The following is a 24574-nucleotide window of genomic DNA, read 5'->3' on the forward strand; positions in this document are numbered from 1 at the left end:
GTGGGGTATGTCCTCACCGCTCGCGGACGAGCCGGTCGAACCGGCCGGCGACGACGCGGAACCGCTCGACGCCGACGAGTGCGCCGACTACCTCGACGACCTGGGCGACGCCTGGGAGGTCGTCGACGACCACCACCTCGAGGCGAGCTACGAGTTCCCCGACTTCGAGACCGCGCTGGCCTTCACGAACGACGTGGGCGAGCTCGCCGAAGAAGAGTGGCACCACCCGGACATCGCGCTGTCGTGGGGCGAGGTCGGGATCGAGATGTGGAGCCATGAGGTCGGCGGCCTGACGCGCGCCGACTTCGTGATGGCGGCGCGGATGGACCGCCTGTACGCCGACTACGACGAGTGACCGGACGCCCCTCGACCTGAGACATCAACGAACGGCTTTAAACCTCTGCCGGCGAAACGACGGGTAATGAGCGAGAACGTCTTCCTGGTCCCGATCGACCCGGAGAACTTCGACCGAACGGTCCGGTCCGCCGTCGACCTCACCGACTACCCGGACCGGCCCGAGCCCCTCGCGGACCTCGACGAGGCCCGCCTGTGGGCCGTCGACGACGACAGCGGCAACGGGTCGACGTTCGAGAAGATGGCGGCGGGCGACCTCCTGCTGTTCTACGCGGACGACGAGTACGTCGCGACCGGCCGCGTCGGCGAGGCGTTTGCGGACGAGGACCGCTGGGCCAGCGGCACGTTCTGGACCGCGTTCCCGACCACGCGGGTGTACACGGTAACCGACTTCAGCGCCGTCTCCGCGCCCAAGCGCGCCGTCAACCGCATCTTCGACTACTCGTCGTCGTACACGCCCGGATTCATGCGCGTCGCGGACAGCCGGGTGAACGCGGACCTCTCGTCGATCGAGTCCGCGCTGGAACACTACACGAACCGGAACGCCTGAGCGCGGGCCGCTCGGCGGCTTCTTACGACTCGACCGAACCGACGAGCGCCGCGTACGCCGATTCGTACCGCGACGCGATCCGAGCCGGATCCCCTCGAACCTCGCCGGACAGCGCCGGCAGCGGCTCGGTCGCGAGCGGTTCGATCATCTCCGTCACCGCGTCGACGTGCTCCTCGCGGGCCCCCTCGCGCGGGCTGCCGGCGGCGACCGCCCGGGCCTTCGCGTAGCGGTCGCCGGCGTAGATCCGGGCGCGACCGGGGTCGACGACGGCGACAGCGTCGGGCACGACCGGTCCGTCGCGAGGAAGGGTCCCGGCGACGTCGGCGTACGACTCGACGACTCGCGGGACCGGGGTCCGCGCGACGCGATCCGCGAGACGTTCGATCGCGGGCAGGTGCGCCTCGGCCATCACCTCGTTGAACTCGGGAACGTCGTACACGCGGGTCGCGTCCGCGAGCGGGAGGCGCTCGGCGAGGGCGTCCGGGAGCAGCCCCGCGTCCTCCGCGGCGCCGTTGACGACGAACCGCGTTCCGGACTCGGTCGTCACGCGGTCGCAGAGGAAGGTGCGGTCGGCGTCGCCGAGCATTCCGGTCCGGCCGGGCGTCGGCTTCCAGAGCCGGTGGACGGGGTTGATCGACTCCGGGGTGACTGCCGAGGGCGACGGCGACTCGTCGTCGACCGTCGCCAGCGCGCGGGTGTTCGCGGCCGCGAGGGTGCGCGCGTCCTTCCCGTAGAGCCGGCCCGCGTCCGTCGCGACCCGGTAGTCGTCGTGGTCGAACCAGTAGTCGTTGCCCGCGCGGGGCTTGACAGCGACCGCGTCGCCCGCGCGCTCGGCGAGGTGCGCGACCAGCCCCGCAGAGAAGGTGGTCTTGCCGGCGTCGACGCGCGCGCCGCCGGCGACGAGGTACGTCGGCGGGGCTGAGGACTCCCCGGTCACGCGGACTCGTCGGTGGCGGTTTCCGCGTCTGGTTCCTCATCCGTCGCGAGCCCGTAGTACCCCGGACCGTCCTCGCTCAGCGGCTCGGCGACGACCATCTCCTCGGCATGGACCATCACCCACGGGACCGCCCAGTCGACCAGCACGGCTTCGGTGTCTGGGTCGACCTCGGCGTCCGGCTCCAGCCCTTGAAGGAGGCGACCGATCTCCGGGATCGTGTACATCTGGTCCGGCTCGAACAGCTCCGCGGGCTCGTAGAAGTCGCACGGGTAGGTGGCGTCGAACGCCGACTTCGGTTCGGGCATGCGCGAGCGTACGCGACCGCGTCCGTAAACGCTGCCGATACGGATTCACCGGTGCGGTGGCGCGTGCCTGCGAGGCCGCTTTGCGGCCGAGCAGCACCGCGCGAGGGAGTCAGTCGCCGGAGCGAAGCGACGGCGACTGACGAGGCTGGGGAGGTGAGAGGCGCGGTGCGGAGCGGTGCGGGGTGGGACTCAAAGGGGCAGCCGTGAGGGCGGCGCAGGCGACGTAAGCACCGCAGCGAGTGAGCGGAGCGAACGAGCGAGGAGCGCAACGAGCGTGCGCCGCCCTCCCGGCTGGGGCTTTGGAGGTGTCCTCCGCCGATCCGTAGTCGAGTGTTTAAAAGCGAGTAACTGCGAATTTGAGGGTGTTCTCCGCCGATCCGTAGTCGAATATTTATAAGCGAGCAACTGGAGATTTGGAGCCATTTTCCGTCGATCCGCAATCAGCTGTTTATAAACGAGCAGCTGAGATTCAGTGGAGTTCACCGCTGACTCACCAGCAATCACTTATAAACCAGTCCGCCTGAACGGACCCGTCACTCACCGTGTAGCGTCCTGCAAAAAATGCGGATCTCGACGCGCGTAACGCGCCCTCTCGAACGCGCTTACTCGAACAGCTCGACGGCCTGCTCGTAGCGATCCGACGGCTCCTCCCAGTCGACGACCTCGAAGAAGTTGTCGACGAACTCGCCGCGAGCCGGACCGTAGTCGTGGTAGTAGGAGTGCTCCCAGACGTCCAGCGCGAGGATCGGGTGACCGCCCCAGATCGCACCCTGGTCGTGCTTGTCGACCACGACGTTGCGGAGCTGGTTCGAGAACGTGTCGTACACCAGAAGCGCCCAGCCGCTGGCCGCGGAGGCCGCCGCCTCGAACTCGCCCTTCCAGGCCTCGTACGAGCCGAAGTCCTCTGCGATGCGGTCGGCCAGCTCACCCTCGGGCTCGTCGCCGCCCTCCGGCGACATGTTCTGCCAGAACAGGTCGTGGAGGATGTGGCCCGAGGAGTTGTGGGTCACGTTGCGGATGGCGCCGCCGGACGAAGAGAAGTCGTGGGACTCACGGTTCTCTTCGAGCGTCTCTTCGGCGGAGTTCCAGCCGTTGACGTACCCCTGATGGTGGGTGTCGTGATGCCATTCGAGCACCTGCTCGGAGATGTGGGGTTCCAGCGCGTCGTAATCGTACGGAAGCGGATCGAGTTCGTAGCTCATGCTTGTATCACCTACCACGAACATGTGTCGGAACGGTGTTAAAGATAATGCGGCACGCGATACCACGCGTCACCGGACGCGAGTGTTATCAGGTGTACGCGACCGTTACCGGTCGTGTTGCGGTTCGGGCGTCAGCGCCGACGACGCACGGTGCCGACCGAAATCGACGGACGACGCGATCCAGTAACCATATCTAGTTTCGCGACCGATCGAGATATCTGCCGCTCTCTGCTTCGAATCCGCGCTCGACACGGTGGGACTGGGATTCGAACCACGGTCGCTCCCTTCGGTCGCTCTCTGATTCGAATCCCAGCTACCGCTCTCTGCTCATTAGCGTTCGCGGAGAAGCGGTGGGACTGGGATTCGAACCGATGCGAGACGGTCGCCCTCGCTGCTCGCGGCTTCGCCGCTCGCTTTCGAGGTGTTCGCGTTGCTCACACCTCGCACCGCTCGGGCGCTGCGACTCGCAGGCTTCGAATCCCGCACAAACCGCGTCCGGCGCGAAGTGCGCCGGACGCGTTACGGTGGGACTGGGATTCGAACCCAGGAAGCCGTGAGGCTACCTGCTTTCAAGGCAGGCGCAATAGGCCGCTCTGCCATCCCACCACACATCACCGCTCGGCGTCGGTCGACTAAGTGGTGTCGGATCGGTGGAAGCCGACTCAGCGGTATTTTAAAAGGCAACGGCATAAATCACACCTCAATGGATCGGAACGAGATCGATGAGTACGTCGACCGATGTCGGGGACTCATCGAAGCATCGCCGCAGATGGACGAGGAGAACACGAAGGTGAAGCTGATCCAGCCCTTCCTCGAACTCCTCGGGTGGGACCTCTACTCGACGGAGGTCGCACTGGAGTACAACGTTCCGATGGCGTCGGGCAGTACGCACGTCGACTACGCCCTCCTCGTCGGCGACTCGCCGGTCGTCTTCGTCGAAGCAAAACCCGTCCGATCGACGCTCTCAGACGACGAAGTCCGCCAGTTACGAAGCTACATGCGGCAAGAGTTGGATGTCGATTGGGGAATTCTGACCAACGGAAAATCATTCGAGGTCCTGACGAAGGATCGCCGCCGTAACGGCGGCGAAGAGATGTCGGTCGTACAGTTCAGCCTCGAAGATCTCAGCGAGCGTCCGGGCGTTCTCGAACTCCTCACGAAAGAGTCGATCCGCTCGGGAAAGTCAGCGGAGATCGCCGAACAAGTCGCGGAAACAAATCGGACGATCCGATATTTAAGCGAGAACGAATCGACGGTCACCGATTCCGTCGCGAGCGCGGTTACCGATGAAGTCGGCGAGTTACCGATCGACCTTCAGGCGCAGTCGAGAGAGTTCGTTCAGGGGCTCGTGTCTTTGTTACGTGAGCAGCGCCAGTTCGTTGGAGAGACAGAAAACGGTCCACCCTCTGGCGACAATCCACCCACGGCTGATGACGACATTCACATCAGTGACGAAACCGGTTCTGCGGATGGTCCCGACAACCGACATCTCGAACCGGTCAAAAATCAGATCGCTGGAACGATCCGCCGCCGAGACATCGACGGAGATCCGGACTCAACGGTGGCGGTATTCCCGACTAGAGAGTCTGGACTTCCATTTTTAAAAGAGAACGAGGCGTGGGGGTTCGTTCGGGTCGGACGCGAGTTCGAATACGTGGCGATGTACGTCACTGGTGACGTTCGACAGGTGAAATATATCGCCGAAGTCGAGCGAGTCGTGTCGCCTGAACAGGCGGATCTGATGCGTGAGCCGTTAGAGTACAAGGATCGGGGCGCAATCGCGGAGGATAAGAAAGTCATCATCTTCAAACCGGGCTCGCTGTACGAACTCGAAGATCCGATCCCCTACGAGACGCGCTATCCGCAGGCGCTGCGGTACACGACCTTAGGGGAGCTCCGGACGGCGGAGACGACTGACGATATGTTGTAATCGGGGTCGGTGTGGCGACTGGTGATCAAACGGTGTGCTGCTTTTTATTCCCGCACCAGCCGCCCCTCGCCGTCCTCGACGACCACGTCCAGCCCCTTCTCGTGGACGAACGCGGCCGTGTAGTCCGGCACGACGCGCTCCGCGGCGAACCGCGCCCGGAGGTTCGGCACCACGTCGAGCAGGTCGTCGCCCGTCTCCAGCGAGGGCGACGGCTCCACGAAGTCGACGGAGCGGTCCGCGTCGCGGCCGCGCTCCGCGAGCGTCGGCAGCGCCGGCGCCTCGAACGCGCCGTCGAAGTCGATCGGCTCGGTGAAGCCGGCGTAGTACGCCCGGCCGTTCGAGGAGGGGCCGAGGACGACCTCGGTCGTCCGGAGCTTCATCGCCGCCGAGTCGACGATCGTCCGCGAGAGCAGCGGCGCGGTCGGGGTGACGACCGCGACCGAGTCGGCGCCCTCCTCGCGCAGCAGGTGCGTGACGGTGTTGCCGGCGCGCGCGCCGAACGAGGAGCCGACCTGCCGCTCGAACCGCACCTCGTCGGTGCCGCCGAGGGTGTCCGCGACGAGCGTCCGCAGTTCGGCCTCCGGGCTCGTCTCGGTCCGATGCTCGGCGGGCAACTGCTCCTCGTCGGGGTAGTTGACGAGGAGCTCGCCGCCCGAGCGCTCGACCGCGAGGACGGCGTCGCGGAACTGCGCCTCGTAGAGGTCGGCCGCCTCGGCGGGCGACAGCGGCGTCGACTCGGCGATCGCGGTTCCGACGAGCCCCTCGCGGGGCGGGTTCGCCAGCAGGGCGACGACGGTCATACCGGATCGCGGCGCGGGAGCGCCTTCAAGTCGCCGCTTCGGTTCGAGAAGAGACCGCGCGCGGACGGGGGCGCCCCGGCCACGGAACGGACCGACCGCTCAGGAGAAGTCGCGCCGCATCGCGATCTCGAACCACGGGCAGAGACGGAGCTGCCGGTACAGCGCGGGGTTCTCGTGGAGGTGGTCGTAGTCGGCCCACAGCATGCCGCCGATCTCGTCGTCGTCCGGGTCGAGCGAGGTGTCGTCGAGGGTCACCTTCAGCACCGCGCACACCTCCCACTCGACGCCCTCGTTGGGGTAGTAGCGCTTGTACTCGAACTTGTCCGTCACGCGGAGGTCGTCGTACTGGTCGGGCGAGATGCCGAGCTCCTCCTCGAGGCGCTGCTCGGTTGCCTCCTCCTGGGACTGCCCCTCGACGGGGTGGGAGGCGACCGTGCCGTCCCAGTGGCCGTCCCAGAGGCGCTTGTTCGGCGCGCGCTGTGCGAGCAGGATCCGGCCGTCGGTGTCGAAGACGAGGCAGGTGAACGCGCGGTGGCGGATCCCGTCGCCGGTGTGCGCGTCGAGCCGGTTCACCGTGCCCTGCGCGACGTCGTCGGGGTCGACGGCGATGACGTCCTGAAGCGCGTTCTCGTGGTCGGTGTCGCTCGTGTCGCCCGTCTCGCTCGCGCCGTCGCCGACGGGGTCTCCCGGCGCGGCCGCGTCTTCGGAACTCATGCGCGGTACGTCGCGGACCAGCGCTAATAAGGATTCGATACGGCGTCCGCCCGCGCCCGCCGGCGCTTCGACGCTCTTAACCGCGTCCCGGCGCTACTTCGCGCGGATGAGTGACCCGGCGCTCGACGTCGTCGAGTTCGTGTTGACGACGCACTTCTACACGCAGGACCGCGACCTCGACGAGAACGACCTGCCTCCGCGCTTCCGGCAGGTGTTCTGGTCGGCCGACGCCGCCGACGACGCCCCCGGCGGCGTGGAGCGACCGCTGAAGGCGACCGACGAGACCACCCGCACCGCCACGGGCGTCGAGCGGCCGTGGGACGCGGTCTCCGACCTCCTCTTCACCCAACGCACGGAGTTCTCCGGCGAGATCTCCCTGACCCAGCCCGCGATGGGACTGGAGTGGTACCGCGACCACGCGGACGACGACCGGCTCGCCGGGAACCCGACGCTCGTCGCCGCGATGGAGGCGGCCGAGGACCTGACGGCGCCGGTGACCCGCGAGGAGGCCAGAGACGACGTGCGGCCGGTCCAGGCCGACCGCGTCTGGATCGACGCGCTGCTCTCCGAGTACTTCGACGAGGACGAGGACGGGGAGATGCTCGACCTCGTCAACGTCCGCGCGCCCGAGGAGATCGAGACGACGCTGGCCGACCTCGTGTTGACCGGCGATCAGGAGGGTGAGATCCAGAAGATCGTCAAGGCGATCGAACACCGCGAGTACCTCGCGGAGATCGGCCTCCGCGAGATCGGGAAGCTGCTGTTCGTCGGCCCGCCGGGCACCGGGAAGACGACCGTGTCGCGCGCGCTCGCCCACGAGCTCGGGCTCCCGTTCGTCGAGGTGAAGCTCTCGATGATCACGAGCCAGTACCTCGGCGAGACGTCGAAGAACGTCGAGAAGAGCTTCGAGGTCGCCAAGCGGCTCTCCCCCTGTATCCTCTTCATCGACGAGTTCGACTCGGTGGCGAAGACCCGCCGCTCGGACGAGCACGCCGCCCTGAAGCGCGCGGTCAACACCCTGCTGAAGTCGATCGACGAGGTGTCGCTCGTGCGCGACGAGGTGCTCCTCATCGGTGCGACGAACCACCCGGACCAGCTCGACGCCGCCGCGTGGCGCCGGTTCGACGAGATCGTCAACTTCCCCAAGCCGGACCGCGACATGCGCGCGGACATCCTCCGCGTCGTGACCAAGGAGATGAAGATCGCCGACTTCGACCCCGAGGAGGTCGCCGACCGGACCAGCGGGCTCACCGGCTCCGACCTCCGGATGGTGCTCCGCGAGGCCGTCCTCGGCGCGCTCACCGAGGACCGGATGACGATCACGCAGGCCGACGTGATGGAGGCCGTCGAGGACTTCGAGGAACGCGACAACCTGAAGAACATGGACATGATCGACGGGGAAGGCGCCGAGGTCCTCGGCGAAACGGGGTCGAACGACGCCCACGACCACGGCGATCACGATCATAGCGACCACGACCACGGCGGGGAGGGTGGCCACGACGAGGACTCTCCGGACCCGACCCGCGGCGCCGAGCCACAGGGGCGGACACAGGACTGAGGCAAACGACCGGATTCATCGACATCGATCGACGCGAACACCGCCGAAGCCCCAGCCGCTCGGCAATACATCTCCATTTATAAAAGGCCGATCGACACGAACACCGCCGAAGCCCCAACCGCGAGGCAATACATCTCTATTTATAAGGGGCCGATCGACACGAACACCGCCGAAGCCCCAGCCGCGAGGCGGGCGTACACTCGCTGCGGTCCTCGTCACTCGCTCCGCTCGTTCCTGCGGTCCTTGCGTCGTCTACGCCCGCCTCGCGGCTGCCCCTTCGGATCCCACCCCGCACCGCTCCGCCCAGCACCTCACGCCTCCCCAGCCTCGTCAGTCGCCTCCGCTTCGCTCCGGCGACTGACTCCCTCGCGCGTGCTCCTCGCGGCCGCCTTCGGCGGCCACTCGGAGGCACGCGCCACGGCACCGCCGATCGGCTGTCTCTTTCTCTGTACTGACCGACTATCGTCGAACGCCGACGACCGTGTAGCCGAACCCGCGGTCGACGATCCGCGGGTCGAGCCCGGCGTCGTCCATCGCGGCCGCGAGCTCGCTGGGGGGCCGGAACCGCGATTCCATCCCGATCGCGTGCTCGCCGGCGACGAGCAGTCGCCCGAGCGGGTGGTCCGGATTAAAATCGCGGACGACGAGCGCGCCGCCTGACGCGAGCACGCGGGCCGCCTCCGCGAGCGCGGCGTCCTGATCCGGCAGGTGATGGAACGCGTCGACGACCGTGACCGCGTCGACGCTCGCGTCCTGGAACGGAAGCCGGCCCGCATCGGCTACGAGTCCCGCGAGCCCGCGGCCGCGACGCGCCCGCGAGAGCATCCCGACGGAGGCGTCGACGACCGTGATCTCCGGACCGGTCAGCGCAGCCGCCGCGCGGCCCGAGCCGCCGCCGACGTCGAGGAGGCGCTCGATCGGCCGCGTCGCGTGGTCGAGGCCGGCGGCCAGCGCCTCGCCGTCCGCCGGCGGCATCGCGAGGTCGTACAGCGGCGCCACCCGATCGAAGAAGCCCACGTCGCCGACTCCGTACATGGGCGAACCGAGCGCGGCGAGGGACAAAGAGCCACCGCCCTATTTACGCTCTCGCCGCCGTACGACGCCCATGGAGTACGCGCTCGTGTGTCCGCCCGACGAGGGAGAGACCCTCCGGCTCGACTACCGGGCGTTCGCGTACGCCGGGAAGTTCGTCGTCGGCGCGCCGGGGAAGTCGGTGATCCGGACGCCCGACGGGCACCCGGCCGCGCCCGACTGGGAGCCGGACGAGCCGCTGCCGGACACGGTCGACCCCGAGGCGTTCGACGAGGACGTGGTCGCGGCCGTCTCCTTCTCGCCCGACCGGACCGACCCCGCGACCTGCCGGCTGCGGTACGTTACGGTCCACGCCGCGCGGCGCGGCGAGGGGATCGGCCCGCGGCTGATCGGCGAGACGGTCGCCGACCTCGCGGTCGCCGGCTTCGAGCGCGTGAAGATCGCCGTGAACAACCCGTTCGCGTACGAGGCGTGCCACAAGTGCGGCTTCGCGTACACCGGCGAGCGCACGGGGATCGCCGAGCTGGAGCTGGCGCGCCCCGCGGCGGCGCCCGCCGACGTGGACCCGGAGCGGTACCGCGAGGGGCTGGCGGCGTTCCGCGAGACGGACGGGGAACTGAGCGGGGCGGAGCGCCGCTTCGTCGCCGAGCGGCTGGAGCGCGGGCCGCCCGACCCCGACCGGTCCCCGCGCGACGGGCGCTAATTGAGCGACCAGATCGCGTAGTTGAGCGCGGTCGCGAAGCAGACCCACGCGAGGTAGGGGACGAGCAGCGCCGCGGCGCGGCGGTCGACGCGGTCGAAGGCCCGGATCGTCGCGACGACCAAGGGGAGGAGGACGACGAGGACGGCGAGCCCGAGGTCGGGGCGTTCGAGCCCCCAGAACACCGGGGACCACGCCACGTTGACGGCGAGCTGGACGCCGAACAGCGCGAGCGCGGTCCAGACGCGCCCCGCCGGCGCTCCCCCGTCGCGGCCAGCGAGGTAGACGAGGGCGGCCGCCGCACCGAGTAACGCGTACAGGATCGGCCAGACGACGCCGAACGCCCACCCCGGCGGGTAGAAGGAGGGCAGTTCCAGCGCCGCGAACCAGGCGCTCTGGGTGGTCGTGAAGGGGACGCCGAGCGCGCCGATCAGGTTGACCGTGATCGCCGCGCCGGCGATGAGGAGGGCGTCCCGGCGGTCGGGGAGTCGGGAGGTCGCGGTCGTCGCCATAGGGAGCCGTTCGCGGTGTGCGGGCTTAAATCCCGCTCAGATCGCGTCGTAGTCCTCGCGGAACGTCTCCAGCGTCGCCGCGAGCACCCCGATCACGATGGGCCCGACGAAGAGGCCGGTGAACCCGACCGAGTAGATGCCGCCGAACACGCCCAGCAGGATGATCGCCGGGTTGAGGTGCGCCTGCTGGTCGATGACGAGCGGGCGGGCGTAGTTGTCCACCATCGCGATCACCGCGACGCCGTAGACGGCGAGGAAGATACCGGCGGTCACCTGGTCGACGATCACGAGGTACGCGGCGGCCGGCCCCCACACGAAGAAGGCGCCGATGAGCGGTAACAGCGCCAACACCGCCATCACGAACGTCCAGAACACCACGTTCGGGATCCCGGCGGCCCACAGCCCGAGTCCCGCGACCAACGCTTGGAGGAGCGCGACGGAGATGTGGCCGATGACGACGCCGCGGGTCATCACGTTGACGCGGTCGACGAGGTCGGCGGTGACCGCCGAGGGGAGCGGGCTCGTCGCCCGGATCCACTTGACGAACGCCGGCCCGTCGATGAGCGTGTAGTACACCAAAAACAGCGCGAGCGACAGCCCGACCGACGCGCGGATCGCCGTGTTCAACACGCCGCTGAACCCGCCGAAAAGCGTCTGGACGAGGAGCTCGCCGATCGTTTGGAGGAGGTCGCCGACCTCCGGGTCCTGTCCCGTGACCGCCGCGATCTCGGCCTCGATGGCGGCGACGTCTATCCCCGTTTCGCCGGCCGCGATCGCGGTGAGGTCGCGGACGAACACCCAGGTGATGTACGCGAGCGGGAGGATGACGGCGACGATCGACGAGAGGATGAGGGTCAGCGCCGACAGCATCTGGCCGAACCGGTTCGAGACGCGCTTCCGGAGCCAGCGGGTGAGCCGGCGATGGAACGGGTAGAGGATGAAGGCGAGAATCGCCGAGGCGATCACGTACTCGACGAACGGCAGGATGACGAAGAGGGTCAACAGCGCGACCGACCCCATGAGGAGCAGGAGGAACGATTGCCCGCGGTTCATACGCCCCCGTGTCTCCGGCGGAGTATAAACGTGGTCGGCGAACGCGCGCGACCGCCGACCCGCGCGGAACCGGCGTTAGAAGGGAATGAAAGAGAGCCGGAAGGCTCAGGCGCTCGCCTCGTCCTCGTCGAGGCCGGGCGCGGTCGCGGCGTCAACTTCGTCCGGCTCCTCCGTGTCGCCGCCGACGACCGTCTCCCCGTCGTCGGTCTCGACGTACACGTCGTCGGCGAAGCCGGCTAAGGCGTTCTCGTACTCGGGCTCGTCGAGCTTCTCGGGTGTCTCCGGCGCCTCGACGACGCCCGCCGCCGGCCGGAACTCGCCGAGCGGGTCGTCGATCGTGATTCCGTACTCCGAGAAGAACGACTCGTACCGGCGGTAGTGCGCTTCTAGCTCGTCGCCCGGGATCTCCATCATCTCCGTCCAGCCGTGGTTGAAGAAGTCGAAGTTCGCCTGGACGTGGGTGATCTCGCGGGCCTCGGCCTCCGGGTAGCCGGCCTCCAAGGCGGCGACGTACGTGTCCATCGTCGCGTCGAAGAAGCTGTCGAGGTGGTCGCGGCGTTCCTCGCGCCGGTCCTCGTCGGCCTTGTTGAGGAAGATGCTCGTGTGGAGGTCGACGAGCTTGTCGTTGGCGACGTCGCCGACCACCGGCGTGGTCAACGCCTTCTTCGCGGCCCAGTGGCGGATGTTCTGCCGGATTTTCATACGCGTCGTTGGGCCGGGACGCTCTTGAATCTGTGGCGTCGCGACCGCGGCGCACGTGCGCGCCTCTCCGCCACCGGCGGGCGGCGCGTGCTCGTGCGCGACGCCGACCGCGCCGCGGAACTGTTATTGCGCTTTACGAACAATATTGTGGTAGACATGGCATCGAAAGAGGCGGACGACGACTGGGCGGCGCAGGTGGAGGCACAGCGGGAGGCGAAAATCGAGCAGTTCCGCGACTCGGCGCGGTCGCCGCTGCCGGTCGCGATGCGGGGCGACGCGTTCCCGGGGCTGGCGTACTTCGATCCGGACCCGGCATTCCGGTTCCACCTCCCGCTCCACGAACACGACGAGAAGGAGACCGTGACCGTCGAGACGACCGCCGACGGCGAGCAGACGTACCGCCGCTGGGGGGAGTTCCGCTTCGAGGTTGACGGGGAGTCGGTGACCCTTCAGGCGTACCGACCGGCCGACGGCGCGGACCGGTTCTGGGTGCCGTTCCGCGACGCGACCAGCGGCGAGGCGACGTACGGCGCGGGCCGATACCTCGACTTGGAGCCCGATCGCGACCGCGTCGACGGCGAGTGGATCGTGGACTTCAACCACGCGTACAACCCGACCTGCGCGTACAACCACGCGTACGAGTGCCCGCTCGTCCCGACGGAGAACTGGCTCGACGTCGCGATCGAAGCGGGCGAGAAGGATTTCCCCGCGGAGCCGGCGGGCGCGGATCACTGACCGGGGACGGATCGCTGATCGGGGGGAGAGATCCACCGCGCGGGGCGGATCGGGACACGCGCTTCGGCGCGGGTGAGGGAGGTTCTCACGCCCCGAGACGCGGATGACAACCCACATTAACCATGAATCCGAACCCCGAGCCATGAGCGATTCGTACGTGATCATCGGTGACGGTATCGCGGGCGCGTCCGCGGCCGAGACGCTGCGCGAGGAAGCGCCCGACGCCGAGATCACGGTTCTCACGGACGAGGGTGAGTCCCTCTACAACCGGATCCTGATCAAGGAGTACGCGAAGGGGAAGCTCCCCGAGGCGCCGATTTCGATCCACGAGGAGGACTGGTACGACGACCACGACGTCGACCTGCGGCTCAACACGGTCGTCGTCGACATCGACGTCGAGGCGGACGCGGTTCACACCCACGAGGGCGAGACGTTCGAGTACGACTCCCTCCTGCTCGCGGTCGGCGGCACGCCCCAGCAGCTCCCGGTCGGGAACGCGGACGCCGACGGGATCCACCACTTCTGGACGTTCCAGGACGCTCGCAAGATCAAAGAGAGCGTCGAGGGCGCAGAGAAGGGCGTCATCGTCGGCGCCGGGCTGCTCGGCATCGACTTCGCGGCCATCTGCGGCGCGCAGGACGTCGAGGCGAAGTACCTGATGCGCGGCGACAACTGGTGGCGCTACGCGCTCTCGGAGGAGGGCGCGGAGATCATGCACGAGGCGATGCGCGAGCGCGGCGTCGAGCCCGTCTTCGGCTCCGGCGTGGACCACTTCGAGGTCGACGACGACGGCCACGTCGAGGCCGCGGTCGACCCGAACGGCGAGCGCTACGAGTGCGACTTCGCGGGCGTCGCCATCGGGCTGAACTTCAACACGGAACTGGTCGAAGACACCCCGCTCGAACTCGACGACGGCATCGTCGTCGACGAGTTCATGCGCACCAACGTCGACAACGTGTTCGCCGCGGGCGACATCACGACGTTCAACGACCTCATCCTCGGCGAGCACGCGAAGAACGGCTCGTGGGGCTCGGCCAAGGAGCAGGGGACGATCGCGGCCCGCAACATGGTCGAGTACGGCAGCGAGGCGTTCGAGTGGGTCTCCTCGTACTCGATCACGCACTTCGACTTCCCGTTCCTCTCGTTCGGTCACCCGACGCTCGGCGACGAGTCGGTGGAGGCGACCACCGCCGAGGGCGAGTGGCGCCGCGTCGCGCTGAAGGACGGGAAGGTGGTCGGCGGCGTGCTCATCGGCGACCTCTCGCCGCAGTCCGCGTTCAAGCAGCTGATGCGCGAGGGGCGCGACGTGAGCGACCAGACGGACCGCCTCATGGAGCCCGGCTTCTCCGTCGACGACCTGGCGGCCCCGACCGAGCAGTAGCCCGCCGACCCCGTCCCCTCCGTCTCGGCGAGCGCCGATCGCGGCGACGGATGCGCGGCCAGCGACGTGCCACGGTGCTTTTCACGGTCGACGCGCTATCTCGTTTATATGTCACCCGGATCGCAAGGGCTTCCGGCCGACTTCTTCGCCTCCTTCGTCGAGGGGTGTTCCGATCCGGTCGTCTCCGTTGACCGGAAGGGGACGATCGTCTACGCGAACCCCGCCACCGAGGCGGTTCTCGGGTACGATCCGGCCGCCCTTCGCGGCCGCGACCTCGCGTCCCTCGTCGCCTCGGAGGCCGCGGACGGGCGCGTCCGATCGGTCCGCGAGCGGTTCGCACAGGTCGACGGGCTCGACGACCGCGGGAGCTTCTCTGTACCGATCAGACACGCGGACGGTCACACCGTGACCTTCTCGGTCCGGTTCCACGAACACTCGACGGGAGAGGGGTGCGGGGGCGGCGGAAGCGACGGCGACCCCGACGCGGAGACCGACGACACCGACGCCGTGTATACCGGTGTCTTTCGCGACGGCGTCGAGGAAGTCGGCGGGGAGACGCTGGAGACGTTCCGCAACCTCGTCGAACACGCCGGCCACGCCATCTACGTCACCGACGTCGACGGGACGATCGAGTACGTCAACCCGGCGTTCACCGACCACACCGGCTACGAGCCGGAGGAGGTCCTCGGCGAGACCCCGGCGATACTCAACTCCGGCGAGATGCCGGACGAGTACTTCGACTCGCTGTGGTCGACCCTGCTGGACGGCGAGGTGTGGGAGGAGGATATCATCGACCGGCGGCGAGACGACGAGCCGTACCACGCCCACCAGACGATCGCGCCCGTACTCGGCGACGACAGCGAGGTGTCGCGGTTCGTCGCGATCCAGACGGACGTTACGGCACGGAAGGCGGCGATGGCCCAGCTGAAACAGTACCGGGACATCGTCGAGCGGCTCGACGACCCCGTCCTCCTCCAGAACCGCGACGGGGAGTTCGAGCTGTTGAACGAGGCGGTGAGCGAGTTCGCGGGCGTCGACCGCGAGGCGCTGTACGGCACCGACGAGTTCGCCTTCATGGACGCGGAGACGGCGGCCGAGGTCGACGAGCGCCGGCGAGGCGTGCTCGACGCCGAGGAGATGGCCGAGTACGAGGTCTCGCCGACGTTTCCGGAAAGCGATCGGGAGGCGACGTTCAGCACGCAGCGGTACCCCTACTACGACGCCGACGGCGACTTGGCCGGCACCTTCGCCATCTGTCGGAACGTCACCGATCGCAAGGAGCGCGAACGGGAGTTGGAGCGGTACGAGCGCGCGATCAACGGGGCGACGGACCTCATCGCCGCGGTCGACCGCGACGGGCGGCTCCTGTTCGCGAACCCGCAGTACCGCGAGTACCACGGGCTCGGCGACCGCGACGTGACGGAACTGACGCTCGCCGATGTCGTCCCGGAGGACGGCTACGAGGACGTCGAGCGACAGGTGGAGCGCGCGCTCCGGGGCGAGTCGGTGGAGTACCGGACGACGCGGACGCACCCGACCCGGGGCACGCGGACGTTCGACGTCCGGTACTACCCGCTCGATAGCCCCGACGACGGGGAGCCCGCCGGGGTCGTCGGCGTGCTTCGGGACGTGACCGACAGCGAGAACCGCGCGCGACAGCTTCGGGTCGTCGACCGGGTCCTCCAGCACAACCTCCGGAACGCGCTGACGGTCGTCCGGGGACGGGCGGAGCAGATCGCCGCGGGCGCCGCCGACTCCGCGGACGCGGCCGAGTACATCGTGTCGCGGGCCGACGGCCTCTTACAGACGAGCGAGAAGGCCCATCACATCACCGAGATACTGAGCGACGCGCCGGAGACCGAACCCGTCGACGTCGGTCGCGTCGCCCGACAGGTGGTAGCGGCGCGGGCCGAGGAGTTCCCGCGCGCGACGGTCGAGGCGTCGGTGCCGGACGACGGGGTCGCGACGGCGTCCGCGACGACGTGGCTCTCCCGGGCGATAGACGAGCTGGTCCGGAACGCGGTCGAACACCACGACCGCGACCGACCGACGGTGACGGTGTCGGTCGAAGTCCACCCCGACGCGGTCGAGGTCCGCGTCGAGGACGACGGGCCGGGGCTGACCGGCATGAACCGGGACGTCCTCGTCGACGGGACGGCGGTCGACGCGCTGTACCACGGAAGCGGTCTCGGGCTGTGGCTCGTCTACTGGGTCGTCCAGCAGTCGGGCGGCTCCGCGGCGGTCGCGGCCGCGGAGCCCCGCGGCACCGTGGTGACGCTCACTTTCCCCCGCGCCGACGACTGAATCGCCGCCGTCGCGTTTGCGAGGCGAGCGAGCCGAACCAGCGTGGCGTCCGCCGCGAAACGCTTATGATTAATCGTGATGTACGGTAACACATGTCACTCAGAGACACCGGGCGACGGCTGCGGCTCCGACGCACCGGCCGCGTTCCGGCGGACGCGCGGGTCCGTCACTACGACGAACTGGACGACGACGAGCAGGGGGTCGTGCGGGAGCTCGCGGACGTGCCGTGGACGGCGCCGGAGACCGGCGACCTCGCCGACGGCGACGTGGTGAAGTTCACCGACTACTACCAGGTTCGCTCGCGGTGAGGGCGGTCGCGTCAGGAGCCGCAGTCGCGCGGCGGTTGGCAGGCGCGCGGCGGTGGGCAGGCGCGGGCGCGGCTGCCCGGAAGCGAAGTTGTTTTCGCCGGTGGGGAGCAAGCGGGTCGCATGGACAGCGGCGGATCTACAGACATGACGCTGGCGTTCGAGTTGGAGGCGCTGAAAGCGCTCGCGGACCCCAACGCGGTGTTCAACAACGCCCGGCAGTGGACCGAGTACGTCGGGGTCGTCAGCGAGAAGCCCACCTACGTCGTCACGAACTTCACGCGGAAACACCGCGTGCGACAGGACTTCTTTTCCGGCCCGCGCGGCGTCGAAGAGAGCTTGGAGAACATCAGCGGGCAGTTCGACACTGACCGCCACGTCTTCGTGGGCGTCGACGACGAGGACGAGGCGGTCGCCGAGGCGACCGGCTGGGAGTTCCTCCACGTCGAGGACGCGGCCGAGGCCGCGGGGTGGACGCTCGCCACCGGTGAGACGGACGAGGAGGCGCCCGAGGAACAGGCCAGAGACGACTGGCCCTGAGGAGACCGGGAGGTGTTTTGACGGGGGCGCCGAAGGCGAGAGTATGACCGACCACGGCGACGACAGTCACGACGGCGGCGACCATTCTGACCACGACCACGGTCACCAGCACGGCCACGACGGTGACGGCCATCAGCACGACCACGACGGTCACCACCACCACGACGTCGACTCGGTCGCGGCCGCGGTGGTCACGGTGTCGTCCTCGCGCGGCACGGACGAGGACCCGGCCGGCGACTACATCGCGGGCGCGTTCGAGGAGACGGGCCACGAGGTCGTCGTCCGCGAACTGATCCCGGACGACTACGACAGCGTCCAGGGGACCGTCGATCGCCTCGCCCGCCGGAAGGACACGGACGTGGTCGTGACCACTGGGGGAACGGGCGTCACGCCAGACGACGTCACGCCGGAGGCGGTCCGGGGACTGCTTGCGAAGCCGCTTCCCGGGTTCGGCGAGCTGTTCCGCCGGCTCTCCTACGAGGAGGTGGGCACGCGGACCATCGGATCGCGCGCGACCGCCGGCGTCGTCTCCGCCACGCCGGTGTTCTGTCTCCCGGGCTCCGAGAACGCGGTCCGGCTCGGCGTCGACGAGATCATCCTCCCGGAAGTCGGCCATCTCGCCGGGCTCGCCGGCAGAGGGCTCGACGAGGCGGAAGAGGACGAAAACCAAGCGACCAACGACGAGGCGGCCGACGACGAGCCGACGAGCGACGAGTGACGCGCCGGCGCCTCAGACTCCGGTGAGGAAGTTCCGAATGAGGTCGTGACCCGACCCGGTCAGCACGCTCTCCGGGTGGAACTGGACCGCCTCGATCGGGTGTTCCCGGTGGCGGATTCCCATCACGATCGACTCGCCCTCGTGGTCGGTGGTGGCCGTCACCGCGAACGCGTCCGGCACCTCGGTCGCCGCCAGCGAGTGGTAGCGGCCGGCGCGGAACCCCTGGTCGAGCCCGCGGAACACGCCCTCCCCGTCGTGGTCGACGGGGAACGCCTTGCCGTGAACCGGTTCGGGGGCGTGCCCGACCGTCCCGCCGTACTCGTAGACGGCGGCCTCTAAGCCGAGACAGACGCCGAGCGTCGGCACCGTCGGCGAGAGGTCGCGTAACACCGGCATCGTCACGCCCACGTCGCGCTCGTTCTTCGGGTGGCCCGGCCCGGGGCTGACGATCACCGCGTCCGGCTCCGCGGCCTCGATCTCCGCGAGCGAGGCGGTGTTTTTGAACACGTCGACGGCGACCGGCTCCCCGTCGATCGTCTGGTCGGAGACGTACTCGACGAGGTTGTAGGTGAACGAGTCGAAGTTGTCGACGACGACGACCCTCATCGCTCGGCCTCCGTGCCGGTGGCGATGGGCTCGTCGTCGCTCTCGGCCTCGCCGTCCCCGTCCTCGCCGTCCGCGTCCTCGCGGATGCGGTCGATCGCGGTCAACACGCCGTCCATCTTCTGTTCGGTCTCCTCGTACTCCGCGGCCGGGTCGGAGTCCGCGACGAGCCCCGCGCCCGCCCGGACGCCGACGACCGACTCCTCGCCCGACTCGTCGAGCGTCGCGGTCCGGATGACGATCGCGAAGTCGGCGTCGCCGGTCCACGAGTAGTAGCCGACGCCGCCGCCGTACGCCTCCCGCGGGGTCGTCTCGAGGTCGTCGATGATCTCCATCGCGCGCACCTTCGGCGCGCCGGTGAGCGTCCCCGCGGGGAACGTCGCACGCGTCGCGTCGAACGCGTCGGCGTCGGCCGCGAGCGTCCCCGTCACGGTCGACTCGATGTGCTGGACGTGGCTGTACTTCAGGACGTTCATGAACTCCTCGACGCGGACGGAGCCGGGCTCCGAGACGCGCCGCACGTCGTTGCGCGCGAGGTCGACGAGCATCGTGTGCTCGGCGCGCTCCTTCCCGTCCGCCAGCATCTCGCCCGCGAGCCGCCGGTCCTCGACCGGGCTGGTCCCCCGCGGGCAGGTGCCCGCGATCGGGTTCGAGACGACGCGGTCCCCCTGGACCGACACGAGCGTCTCGGGGCTCGCGCCGACGACGCTCCGGTCGTCGTGGCGAAGCACGTACATGTACGGCGAGGGGTTCACGTCGCGGAGCGCCGCGTACAGCCCGAGCGAGTCGACCTCGCCGCGGAGCTCGCGGCTGCGCGAGATCACGCCCTGGTAGATGTCGCCGTCGAGGACGTGCCGCTTGGCGGTTCGGACCGCCTCCTCGTACTCCTCGCGCGGGTCGGCGGACTCTTCGCGCACGCTGACCCCGTCCGGATCCGGCGGCGACGCGGCCGCCAGTTCGGCCGCGACGCGCTCGGCCTCCGCGACCAGGTCGTCGTACACCGCGGCGGGGTCGTCGTCGACGCCGATCACCGGGGTGAAGACGAGCTCGGCGCCGCCCTCCTTCTCGTCGAAGACGACGGTCCGCGTCGTGAGCGCGAACTCCGCGTCGGGGAACTCGGTCTCGGGGCGGTCGACGCCGACCTCCTCCAGCCAGAGGTCGTACACCGCCTCGTACGCGAGGAAGCCGACGAACCCGCCAGAGAGGATCTGGCGGTCGGTGTCCGGGAACCCCCGGAGGCTCACGTCCGGGAACGCCGCGCGGACGCGGTCGACCGCGTCGCCCGCGTCGGGGCCGAGGTCTCCCCCGGCGCTCGGGTCGTCGGCGCTTGAATCGGCGGCAGCGCTCTCCGACCCCTCACCCACGAACCTGGCCGCGGGCCCGAGTTCGGTCACCTCGGTGCGGTCCGGGTGGACGGAGACGATCGCCTCGGGGTCGTAGCCGACGAACGAGTAGCGGGCGTGCCTGTCCGCCTTCCCGCCCGAGGTGAACGCGCCGTCGGGGTCGCTGGAGGCGACCTTCTCCCCCGATTCGAGGAGGAACCCGTACGGCCCCTCGCCGACGAGGGTCGCGTACGCGCCGAGCGGGGTGACGTCGGCATCGAGCGAGGCCGACGCGCGGACCACGACCGGCTTCTCGGCGTCGGCGGCGAGCTCGACGAACTCGGCCTTCGAGCGGTCGAGCGAGGGGCCCGCGTCGCTCATGCCAGCTCCATCTCCCGGCCCGCGTTCGCGACGAAGCGGGCGACCGCGTTGTGGTCCTTCCGCCCGCCCTCGATCTCGACGCCGGAGGCGACGTCGACCGCGAAGGGGTCGGCGACCCGGACCGCCTCGGCGACGTTGTCGGCCGTGAGCCCGCCCGCTAACACGACGGGCGTGGTGAGCTGCTCGGCGAGCTCGCCGGTCGCTCGCCAGTCGTGCGTCTCGCCGGTACCGCCGGCGCCCGAGTCGTCGGTCGAGTCGACGACGAAGGCGTCGACCGCGCCGTCGAGCTCCTCGGCGCGCGCCGGGTCGTCGGCGTCGACCGTGAGCAGCACACGCCGCTCCGTCTCCGCGCGGATGAACCGGAGCTCGTCGGCGGTCCACTCGCCGTGGAGCTGGATCGCGTCGGGCGCGACCGTCCGGGCGAGCTCGACCGCGCGCTCGGCGGAGTCGGGCATCGTCACGAGCGTCGCGGTGACGAACGGGGGCACGTCCGCGAGCAGCTCCGCCGCCTCGGCGGGGTCGACCTCGCGCGGCGAGTCGACGGGGACCTCGGTGATGACGCCGACCGCGTCGGCGCCCGCGTCGACCGCGGCGCGGAGGTCGGCCTCCCCGGTGATCCCGCAGATCTTCACCCGCGCCATCAGTCGTCGTCCTCCGCGGTCGCGGTCTCGACGCCGTCGCCGATAGAATCGCCGTCACCGCACAGCGCCGCGAACTTCTCGGCGGCCGCGCCGGAGTCGATCGCGTCGGCCGCGCGCTCGACGCCCGCCGCGAGGGTGTCGGCCTCGCCCGCGACGTAGATCGCCGCGCCCGCGTTCGCGAGGATGAGGTCGCGCTTCGGGCCGGTGACGGAGCCGTCGACGATCCCGCGCAGGTCGGCGGCGTTCTCCTCGGGGCTCCCGCCCGCGACCGCGTCGATCGGGGCCGAGTCGAGGCCGAGGTCCTCGGGCGCGATCGTGAACTCCCGAACCTCCTCACCGTTGACCTCGGCCGCGACCGTCTCGTCGTGAATCCCGATCTCGTCCATGCCGGCGCCGTGGACGACGAGAGCGCGCTCGACGGGCATGTGCGCGAGCGACCGCGCGATGACGGGCACGAGGTCGGGGTCGTAGACGCCCAGCACCTGCGCGTCGGCGCCCGCGGGGTTGGTGAGCGGGCCGAGGACGTTGAATATCGTCCGCATCCCCAGCTCCTTGCGCGGGCCGATGACGGCCTTCATCGCCGGGTGGAACACCGGCGCGAGCATGAACCCGATCCCGTCTTCCTCGATCGCGTCCTCGACGGCCGGCGGCTCGGCCTCGACGTCGGCGCCCGCGACCTCCAGCACGTCCGCGCTCCCGGAGGAAGAGGAGACCGAGTAGTTGCCGTGCTTGGCGATCGGCACGCCAGCCCCCGCGGCGACGATCGCCGCGGTCGTCGACACGTTGATCGTGTCGTAGTCGTCGCCGCCGGTGCCGCAGGTGTCGACGAGCGGCTCGCGGTCCGGCTCGATCGTGCGCGCCGCGTCGCGCATCCCCTGCGCGAACCCGGCGATCTCGGCCTCGGTCTCGCCCTTCGTCCGGAGCGCGGCCAACAGCGCTCCGATCTGGGCCTCCGTCGCCTCCTCGAAGACGAGCCGCGCGGCCTCGCGCGCCTCCTCGACGCTCAGATCCGTCCCGTCCGTCACGCGCTCGACCGTGTCGTTGAGATTCATTGTGTCCACCGATGTAGTATTCCGCGTTGTGATGTACAAGTATGTACACTAATTTAACGCTGTCGCCGTCCGGGAATCGGTAACACGCGACGAGAACGGAAGACGGTACGTGGCTACTGTCGGGAGCGCCGGCTACCTCCCTACTCCGCGTCGAGCGCTGTCGACCCGTCGGCCTCGACGACGACGACGGGGACCTCGGCGTCGCCGACGACCGTGTCGGTGGTGGAGCCGAAGACGAAGCGGCCGACGGTGCCGGTCGTCGGCGCGCCGACGACGACCAGGTCGTAGTACGCCGACTGCTCGACGACCGCGCCCGCCGCGGTCCGGTCCTCCACGAGCCAGCGGTCCGCGCGGTCGAACCCGCCGAGCCGCTCTTCGGCCGCGTTGAGGAGCCGCTCCCCGGCCGCGGCGTAGTCCGTGGCGCCCGGGTCGCCCGCGGCGACGGCGGTCCCGGAGGCGTCCTCGTCGGGGCCGGCGTCGGCGAGCGCCGCGTCCGAGGGGACGACGTGGAACAGTTCGAGCCACGCGTCGGTCGCCGCCGCGATCTCGCGCGCGGCGTCGACGGTCGCCCCCGAGTGCGGGCCGGGGCCGACGGCGACGAGGACCGAGGAGACCCGGTCGGGGCGGTCCGCGCGGTTGGCGCCGTTCAGCGACACGTCGGCGACGGAGGGGGCGTCTCCCGCGTCTTCCACCGCGGGGCCGATCACGGCGTCACCGACCGCCGGCGAGCCCGCGTGACCGGCGCCCCCGGTCCCCGCGGAACCGCCCGCTCCGCCGCGGGCGCCGCCGTTTCGCGTCCCGCCTTCTCGGGCGTTTCCGCCGTCGGCGTCGCTCCCGTTCATACGTGAACGTCTGACGCTCGTCAGATAAATCCCGTTGGTTCCCGGTTCGGTACCGGTTCCGGACGGCGCGCCGTGAGGAGGAGCGGGGCGTCAGACCCGGCGTCCGGAGCGCGCTACTCTCGGAAGAATTCGTCGCGTTCGAACGGTTCGTCCTCGCCCTCCACCGCGAGTACGTCGAGCGCGGTCACCTCGGCGCCGACGCCGAGCAGGCCGGCGAGGCTCGGCTCGGTGCGGCCCTCGTCGCTCGAGATCAGCTCCTTGATGTAGAGGCCCCCTTCCCCGCGGATCTCGACGGTCGCGTGGCGCGGGTCGTCGAGCTCGGCGGTCGCCTCGTACACGTCGCGCTCGCGCGTGATGCTCGCGCGGCGGTGGTCGACCCGGTTGGGGGTGTACTGCTCGACGGTGGCCCCCTCCAGCTGTTCGACCGCCTCGGCGAGGGCGTCGGCGTCGACGTCGGCGTCGAAGGTCACCTGCGCGCGGTACCGCTTTGCGGCGTCGTGCTCCTTCACGCGCTCCACCATGTCGTAGCTCGCGAGGCGGAGCCCCTCGACCTCGACCGCGCCGTCGGCGAACGCGTTGATGTCCGACTGGAGGCGGTCGGTGTCGACCCGGCGCCGGCGCGGCTCCTCGACCTCGATCACGAACGGGCGTCCGGTGCCGAGCATGAGGGCGTCGACGTCCTCGCGGCCCGCGCCGTGGAACGTCGCCTCCGTCCCGTCCATCACGTCCTCGACGACCGGCGCGGTGTACTCCTCGACGCTGTCGTCGTAGAGGTAGCCGGAGCCGCCGCAGTGGTCGCAGGGGTCCGCGCCCTGTCGCCCCGAGCCCTTACACTCGCGGCAGGGCCACTCGGTCTGCGGGATGTCGCGCTCCAGTTTGCGGTACCGGCCGTAGACGAACGTGGAGTTCACCTTCGCGTCGACCTCGTCTTCGGCCAAGTCGATCGTGAACTGGACGTCCGGGCGGTCGAAGGAGACCTCGGTGTCGGTGAGCCGCCCGAACCGCTTGCCGACCTCGCGGTTGAACTCCGACTTGAACGGCTCGCCCGCGTCCTCGTCGAGGCCGACGTCTGCGCGGAGCAGCGCCTCGTTCTCCTCGATCAGCGGCGGCGGGCGCGTGCCGACGTTGTACGTGGCGAACTCGACCCCCTCGACCGCCTCGGCGGCGCGGTCGGCCCACTCGTCGAACTCGGCGCAGCGCCCCTCGCACACCCAGCAGTCCGCGACGTCGACCGGCTCGTGGTCCTCGTCGTCGCGCAGCGCGAGCGACACCCGGAGCGCCGAGCCGCGCTCGGCGTTCGACAGCCCGAAGCTCCGGTCGGCGACGAGTCGGCCGAGACAGGCGTCGCACACCGGTCCGGTCTCGGTCGCGCGCGCCGCGACGTCGAGTACGTCCATACGC

Annotated in this window: 26 protein-coding genes and 1 tRNA gene; 11 read left to right on the forward strand and 16 right to left on the reverse strand. The window is 69.5% G+C overall.

The genetic code is table 11. The features are described from left to right. The first annotated feature begins 7 nt into the window (after positions 1-7). Positions 8-355, forward strand: a complete 348-nt coding sequence (locus B378_RS0105665) for a 4a-hydroxytetrahydrobiopterin dehydratase (RefSeq protein ID WP_017342845.1) — start codon at positions 8-10, stop codon at positions 353-355. A 66-nt stretch (positions 356-421) separates the two neighbouring features. Next, positions 422-904 carry a hypothetical protein gene (locus B378_RS0105670; RefSeq protein WP_017342846.1) on the forward strand — a complete coding sequence of 161 codons (483 nt, stop codon included), beginning with the start codon at positions 422-424 and terminating at the stop codon, positions 902-904. Positions 905-926: 22 nt separating this feature from the next. Here the strand turns inward: B378_RS0105670 and B378_RS0105675 are convergent, their stop codons facing one another. From B378_RS0105675 to B378_RS0105690, 4 genes are all read right to left on the reverse strand, one after another. Then, positions 927-1841, reverse strand: coding sequence for a hypothetical protein (locus B378_RS0105675; RefSeq protein WP_017342847.1), 915 nt, complete (start codon positions 1839-1841; stop codon positions 927-929). Beyond that, entirely contained in the window at positions 1838-2146 is a 309-nt protein-coding gene (locus tag B378_RS0105680; RefSeq protein WP_017342848.1) for a DUF5827 family protein, read from the reverse strand. Before B378_RS0105680 ends, B378_RS0105675 begins: the two co-directional genes overlap by 4 nt. A 602-nt stretch (positions 2147-2748) precedes the next feature. Continuing rightward, positions 2749-3348, reverse strand: a complete 600-nt coding sequence (gene sod / locus B378_RS0105685) for a superoxide dismutase (RefSeq protein WP_017342849.1) — start codon at positions 3346-3348, stop codon at positions 2749-2751. Positions 3349-3870: 522 nt separating this feature from the next. After that, positions 3871-3954, reverse strand: a tRNA-Ser gene (locus tag B378_RS0105690). 97 nt (positions 3955-4051) lie between these two features. Here B378_RS0105690 and B378_RS0105695 point away from each other — a divergent pair. Beyond that, complete coding sequence (locus B378_RS0105695) at positions 4052-5278, forward strand: type I restriction enzyme HsdR N-terminal domain-containing protein (RefSeq protein WP_017342850.1); 1227 nt, start codon at positions 4052-4054, stop codon at positions 5276-5278. A 44-nt stretch (positions 5279-5322) separates the two neighbouring features. On the opposite strand, the gene B378_RS0105700 is transcribed toward B378_RS0105695, so the two are convergent. Both B378_RS0105700 and idi read right to left on the reverse strand, forming a co-directional pair. Next, a complete protein-coding gene (locus B378_RS0105700) occupies positions 5323-6078 on the reverse strand; it encodes a DUF2064 domain-containing protein (protein ID WP_017342851.1) in 756 nt (251 codons plus the stop codon). A 99-nt stretch (positions 6079-6177) separates the two neighbouring features. Further along, the gene (gene idi, locus B378_RS0105705; protein WP_017342852.1) at positions 6178-6792 is read right to left on the reverse strand and encodes an isopentenyl-diphosphate Delta-isomerase; all 615 of its coding nucleotides are present in this window, start codon (positions 6790-6792) and stop codon (positions 6178-6180) included. Positions 6793-6898: 106 nt separating this feature from the next. Between idi and B378_RS0105710 the strand changes: the two genes are divergently transcribed. Further along, positions 6899-8350 carry an ATP-binding protein gene (locus B378_RS0105710; RefSeq protein WP_017342853.1) on the forward strand — a complete coding sequence of 484 codons (1452 nt, stop codon included), beginning with the start codon at positions 6899-6901 and terminating at the stop codon, positions 8348-8350. 459 nt (positions 8351-8809) lie between these two features. Here B378_RS0105710 and B378_RS0105715 read toward each other — a convergent pair whose 3' ends face one another. Next, complete coding sequence (locus tag B378_RS0105715; RefSeq protein ID WP_017342854.1) at positions 8810-9385, reverse strand: class I SAM-dependent methyltransferase; 576 nt, start codon at positions 9383-9385, stop codon at positions 8810-8812. 70 nt (positions 9386-9455) lie between these two features. Here B378_RS0105715 and B378_RS0105720 point away from each other — a divergent pair, with 70 nt between their 5' ends. Beyond that, entirely contained in the window at positions 9456-10085 is a 630-nt protein-coding gene (locus B378_RS0105720) for a GNAT family N-acetyltransferase (RefSeq protein ID WP_017342855.1), read from the forward strand. Here the strand turns inward: B378_RS0105720 and B378_RS0105725 are convergent. The 3 genes from B378_RS0105725 to B378_RS0105735 all read right to left on the reverse strand — a co-directional run bounded on the left by B378_RS0105725 (position 10082) and on the right by B378_RS0105735 (position 12349). Further along, positions 10082-10594: a TspO/MBR family protein gene (locus B378_RS0105725; RefSeq protein WP_017342856.1), complete on the reverse strand. Its 513-nt coding sequence runs from the start codon at positions 10592-10594 to the stop codon at positions 10082-10084. The genes B378_RS0105720 and B378_RS0105725 overlap by 4 nt on opposite strands. 36 nt (positions 10595-10630) lie before the next feature. Then, positions 10631-11647 (reverse strand): AI-2E family transporter, encoded by a 1017-nt coding sequence (locus tag B378_RS0105730; RefSeq protein WP_017342857.1) that lies wholly within the window; start codon positions 11645-11647, stop codon positions 10631-10633. Positions 11648-11752: 105 nt separating this feature from the next. Next, a complete protein-coding gene (locus tag B378_RS0105735; RefSeq protein ID WP_017342858.1) occupies positions 11753-12349 on the reverse strand; it encodes a DUF6149 family protein in 597 nt (198 codons plus the stop codon). A 156-nt stretch (positions 12350-12505) separates the two neighbouring features. On the opposite strand from B378_RS0105735, the gene B378_RS0105740 reads away from it, so the two are divergent. The 6 genes from B378_RS0105740 to B378_RS0105765 all read left to right on the forward strand — a co-directional run bounded on the left by B378_RS0105740 (position 12506) and on the right by B378_RS0105765 (position 18332). Then, entirely contained in the window at positions 12506-13084 is a 579-nt protein-coding gene (locus B378_RS0105740; protein ID WP_017342859.1) for a DUF1684 domain-containing protein, read from the forward strand. A 142-nt stretch (positions 13085-13226) separates the two neighbouring features. After that, positions 13227-14465, forward strand: coding sequence for an NAD(P)/FAD-dependent oxidoreductase (locus B378_RS0105745; protein WP_017342860.1), 1239 nt, complete (start codon positions 13227-13229; stop codon positions 14463-14465). Positions 14466-14573: 108 nt separating this feature from the next. Then, positions 14574-16769, forward strand: a complete 2196-nt coding sequence (locus tag B378_RS0105750) for a PAS domain S-box protein (protein ID WP_017342861.1) — start codon at positions 14574-14576, stop codon at positions 16767-16769. Positions 16770-16861: 92 nt separating this feature from the next. Further along, positions 16862-17077: a hypothetical protein gene (locus B378_RS0105755; RefSeq protein WP_017342862.1), complete on the forward strand. Its 216-nt coding sequence runs from the start codon at positions 16862-16864 to the stop codon at positions 17075-17077. A gap of 120 nt (positions 17078-17197) precedes the next feature. Then, positions 17198-17614 carry a hypothetical protein gene (locus B378_RS0105760; RefSeq protein ID WP_017342863.1) on the forward strand — a complete coding sequence of 139 codons (417 nt, stop codon included), beginning with the start codon at positions 17198-17200 and terminating at the stop codon, positions 17612-17614. Positions 17615-17657: 43 nt separating this feature from the next. After that, positions 17658-18332 (forward strand): molybdenum cofactor biosynthesis protein B, encoded by a 675-nt coding sequence (locus B378_RS0105765; protein ID WP_017342864.1) that lies wholly within the window; start codon positions 17658-17660, stop codon positions 18330-18332. 12 nt (positions 18333-18344) lie between these two features. Here B378_RS0105765 and trpG read toward each other — a convergent pair whose 3' ends face one another. From trpG to B378_RS0105795, 6 genes are all read right to left on the reverse strand, one after another. Next, positions 18345-18938, reverse strand: coding sequence for an anthranilate synthase component II (gene trpG / locus B378_RS0105770; RefSeq protein WP_017342865.1), 594 nt, complete (start codon positions 18936-18938; stop codon positions 18345-18347). Beyond that, positions 18935-20638 (reverse strand): anthranilate synthase component I, encoded by a 1704-nt coding sequence (trpE, locus tag B378_RS0105775; protein ID WP_017342866.1) that lies wholly within the window; start codon positions 20636-20638, stop codon positions 18935-18937. Before trpE ends, trpG begins: the two co-directional genes overlap by 4 nt. After that, on the reverse strand, positions 20635-21279 hold the full coding sequence (locus B378_RS0105780) for a phosphoribosylanthranilate isomerase (protein ID WP_017342867.1): 645 nt from the start codon (positions 21277-21279) through the stop codon (positions 20635-20637). The genes trpE and B378_RS0105780 overlap by 4 nt, the downstream gene beginning before the upstream one ends. After that, positions 21279-22331, reverse strand: coding sequence for an anthranilate phosphoribosyltransferase (gene trpD / locus B378_RS0105785; RefSeq protein ID WP_017342868.1), 1053 nt, complete (start codon positions 22329-22331; stop codon positions 21279-21281). The genes B378_RS0105780 and trpD overlap by 1 nt, the downstream gene beginning before the upstream one ends. A gap of 140 nt (positions 22332-22471) precedes the next feature. Continuing rightward, positions 22472-23173 (reverse strand): universal stress protein, encoded by a 702-nt coding sequence (locus tag B378_RS0105790; protein ID WP_017342869.1) that lies wholly within the window; start codon positions 23171-23173, stop codon positions 22472-22474. Positions 23174-23286: 113 nt separating this feature from the next. Then, positions 23287-24570 (reverse strand): tRNA pseudouridine(54/55) synthase Pus10, encoded by a 1284-nt coding sequence (locus B378_RS0105795; RefSeq protein ID WP_017342870.1) that lies wholly within the window; start codon positions 24568-24570, stop codon positions 23287-23289. Between the last annotated feature and the right edge of the window lie 4 nt (positions 24571-24574).

The sequence above is a fragment of the Halorubrum sp. T3 genome (assembly GCF_000296615.1).
Classification (GTDB): domain Archaea; phylum Halobacteriota; class Halobacteria; order Halobacteriales; family Haloferacaceae; genus Halorubrum; species Halorubrum ruber.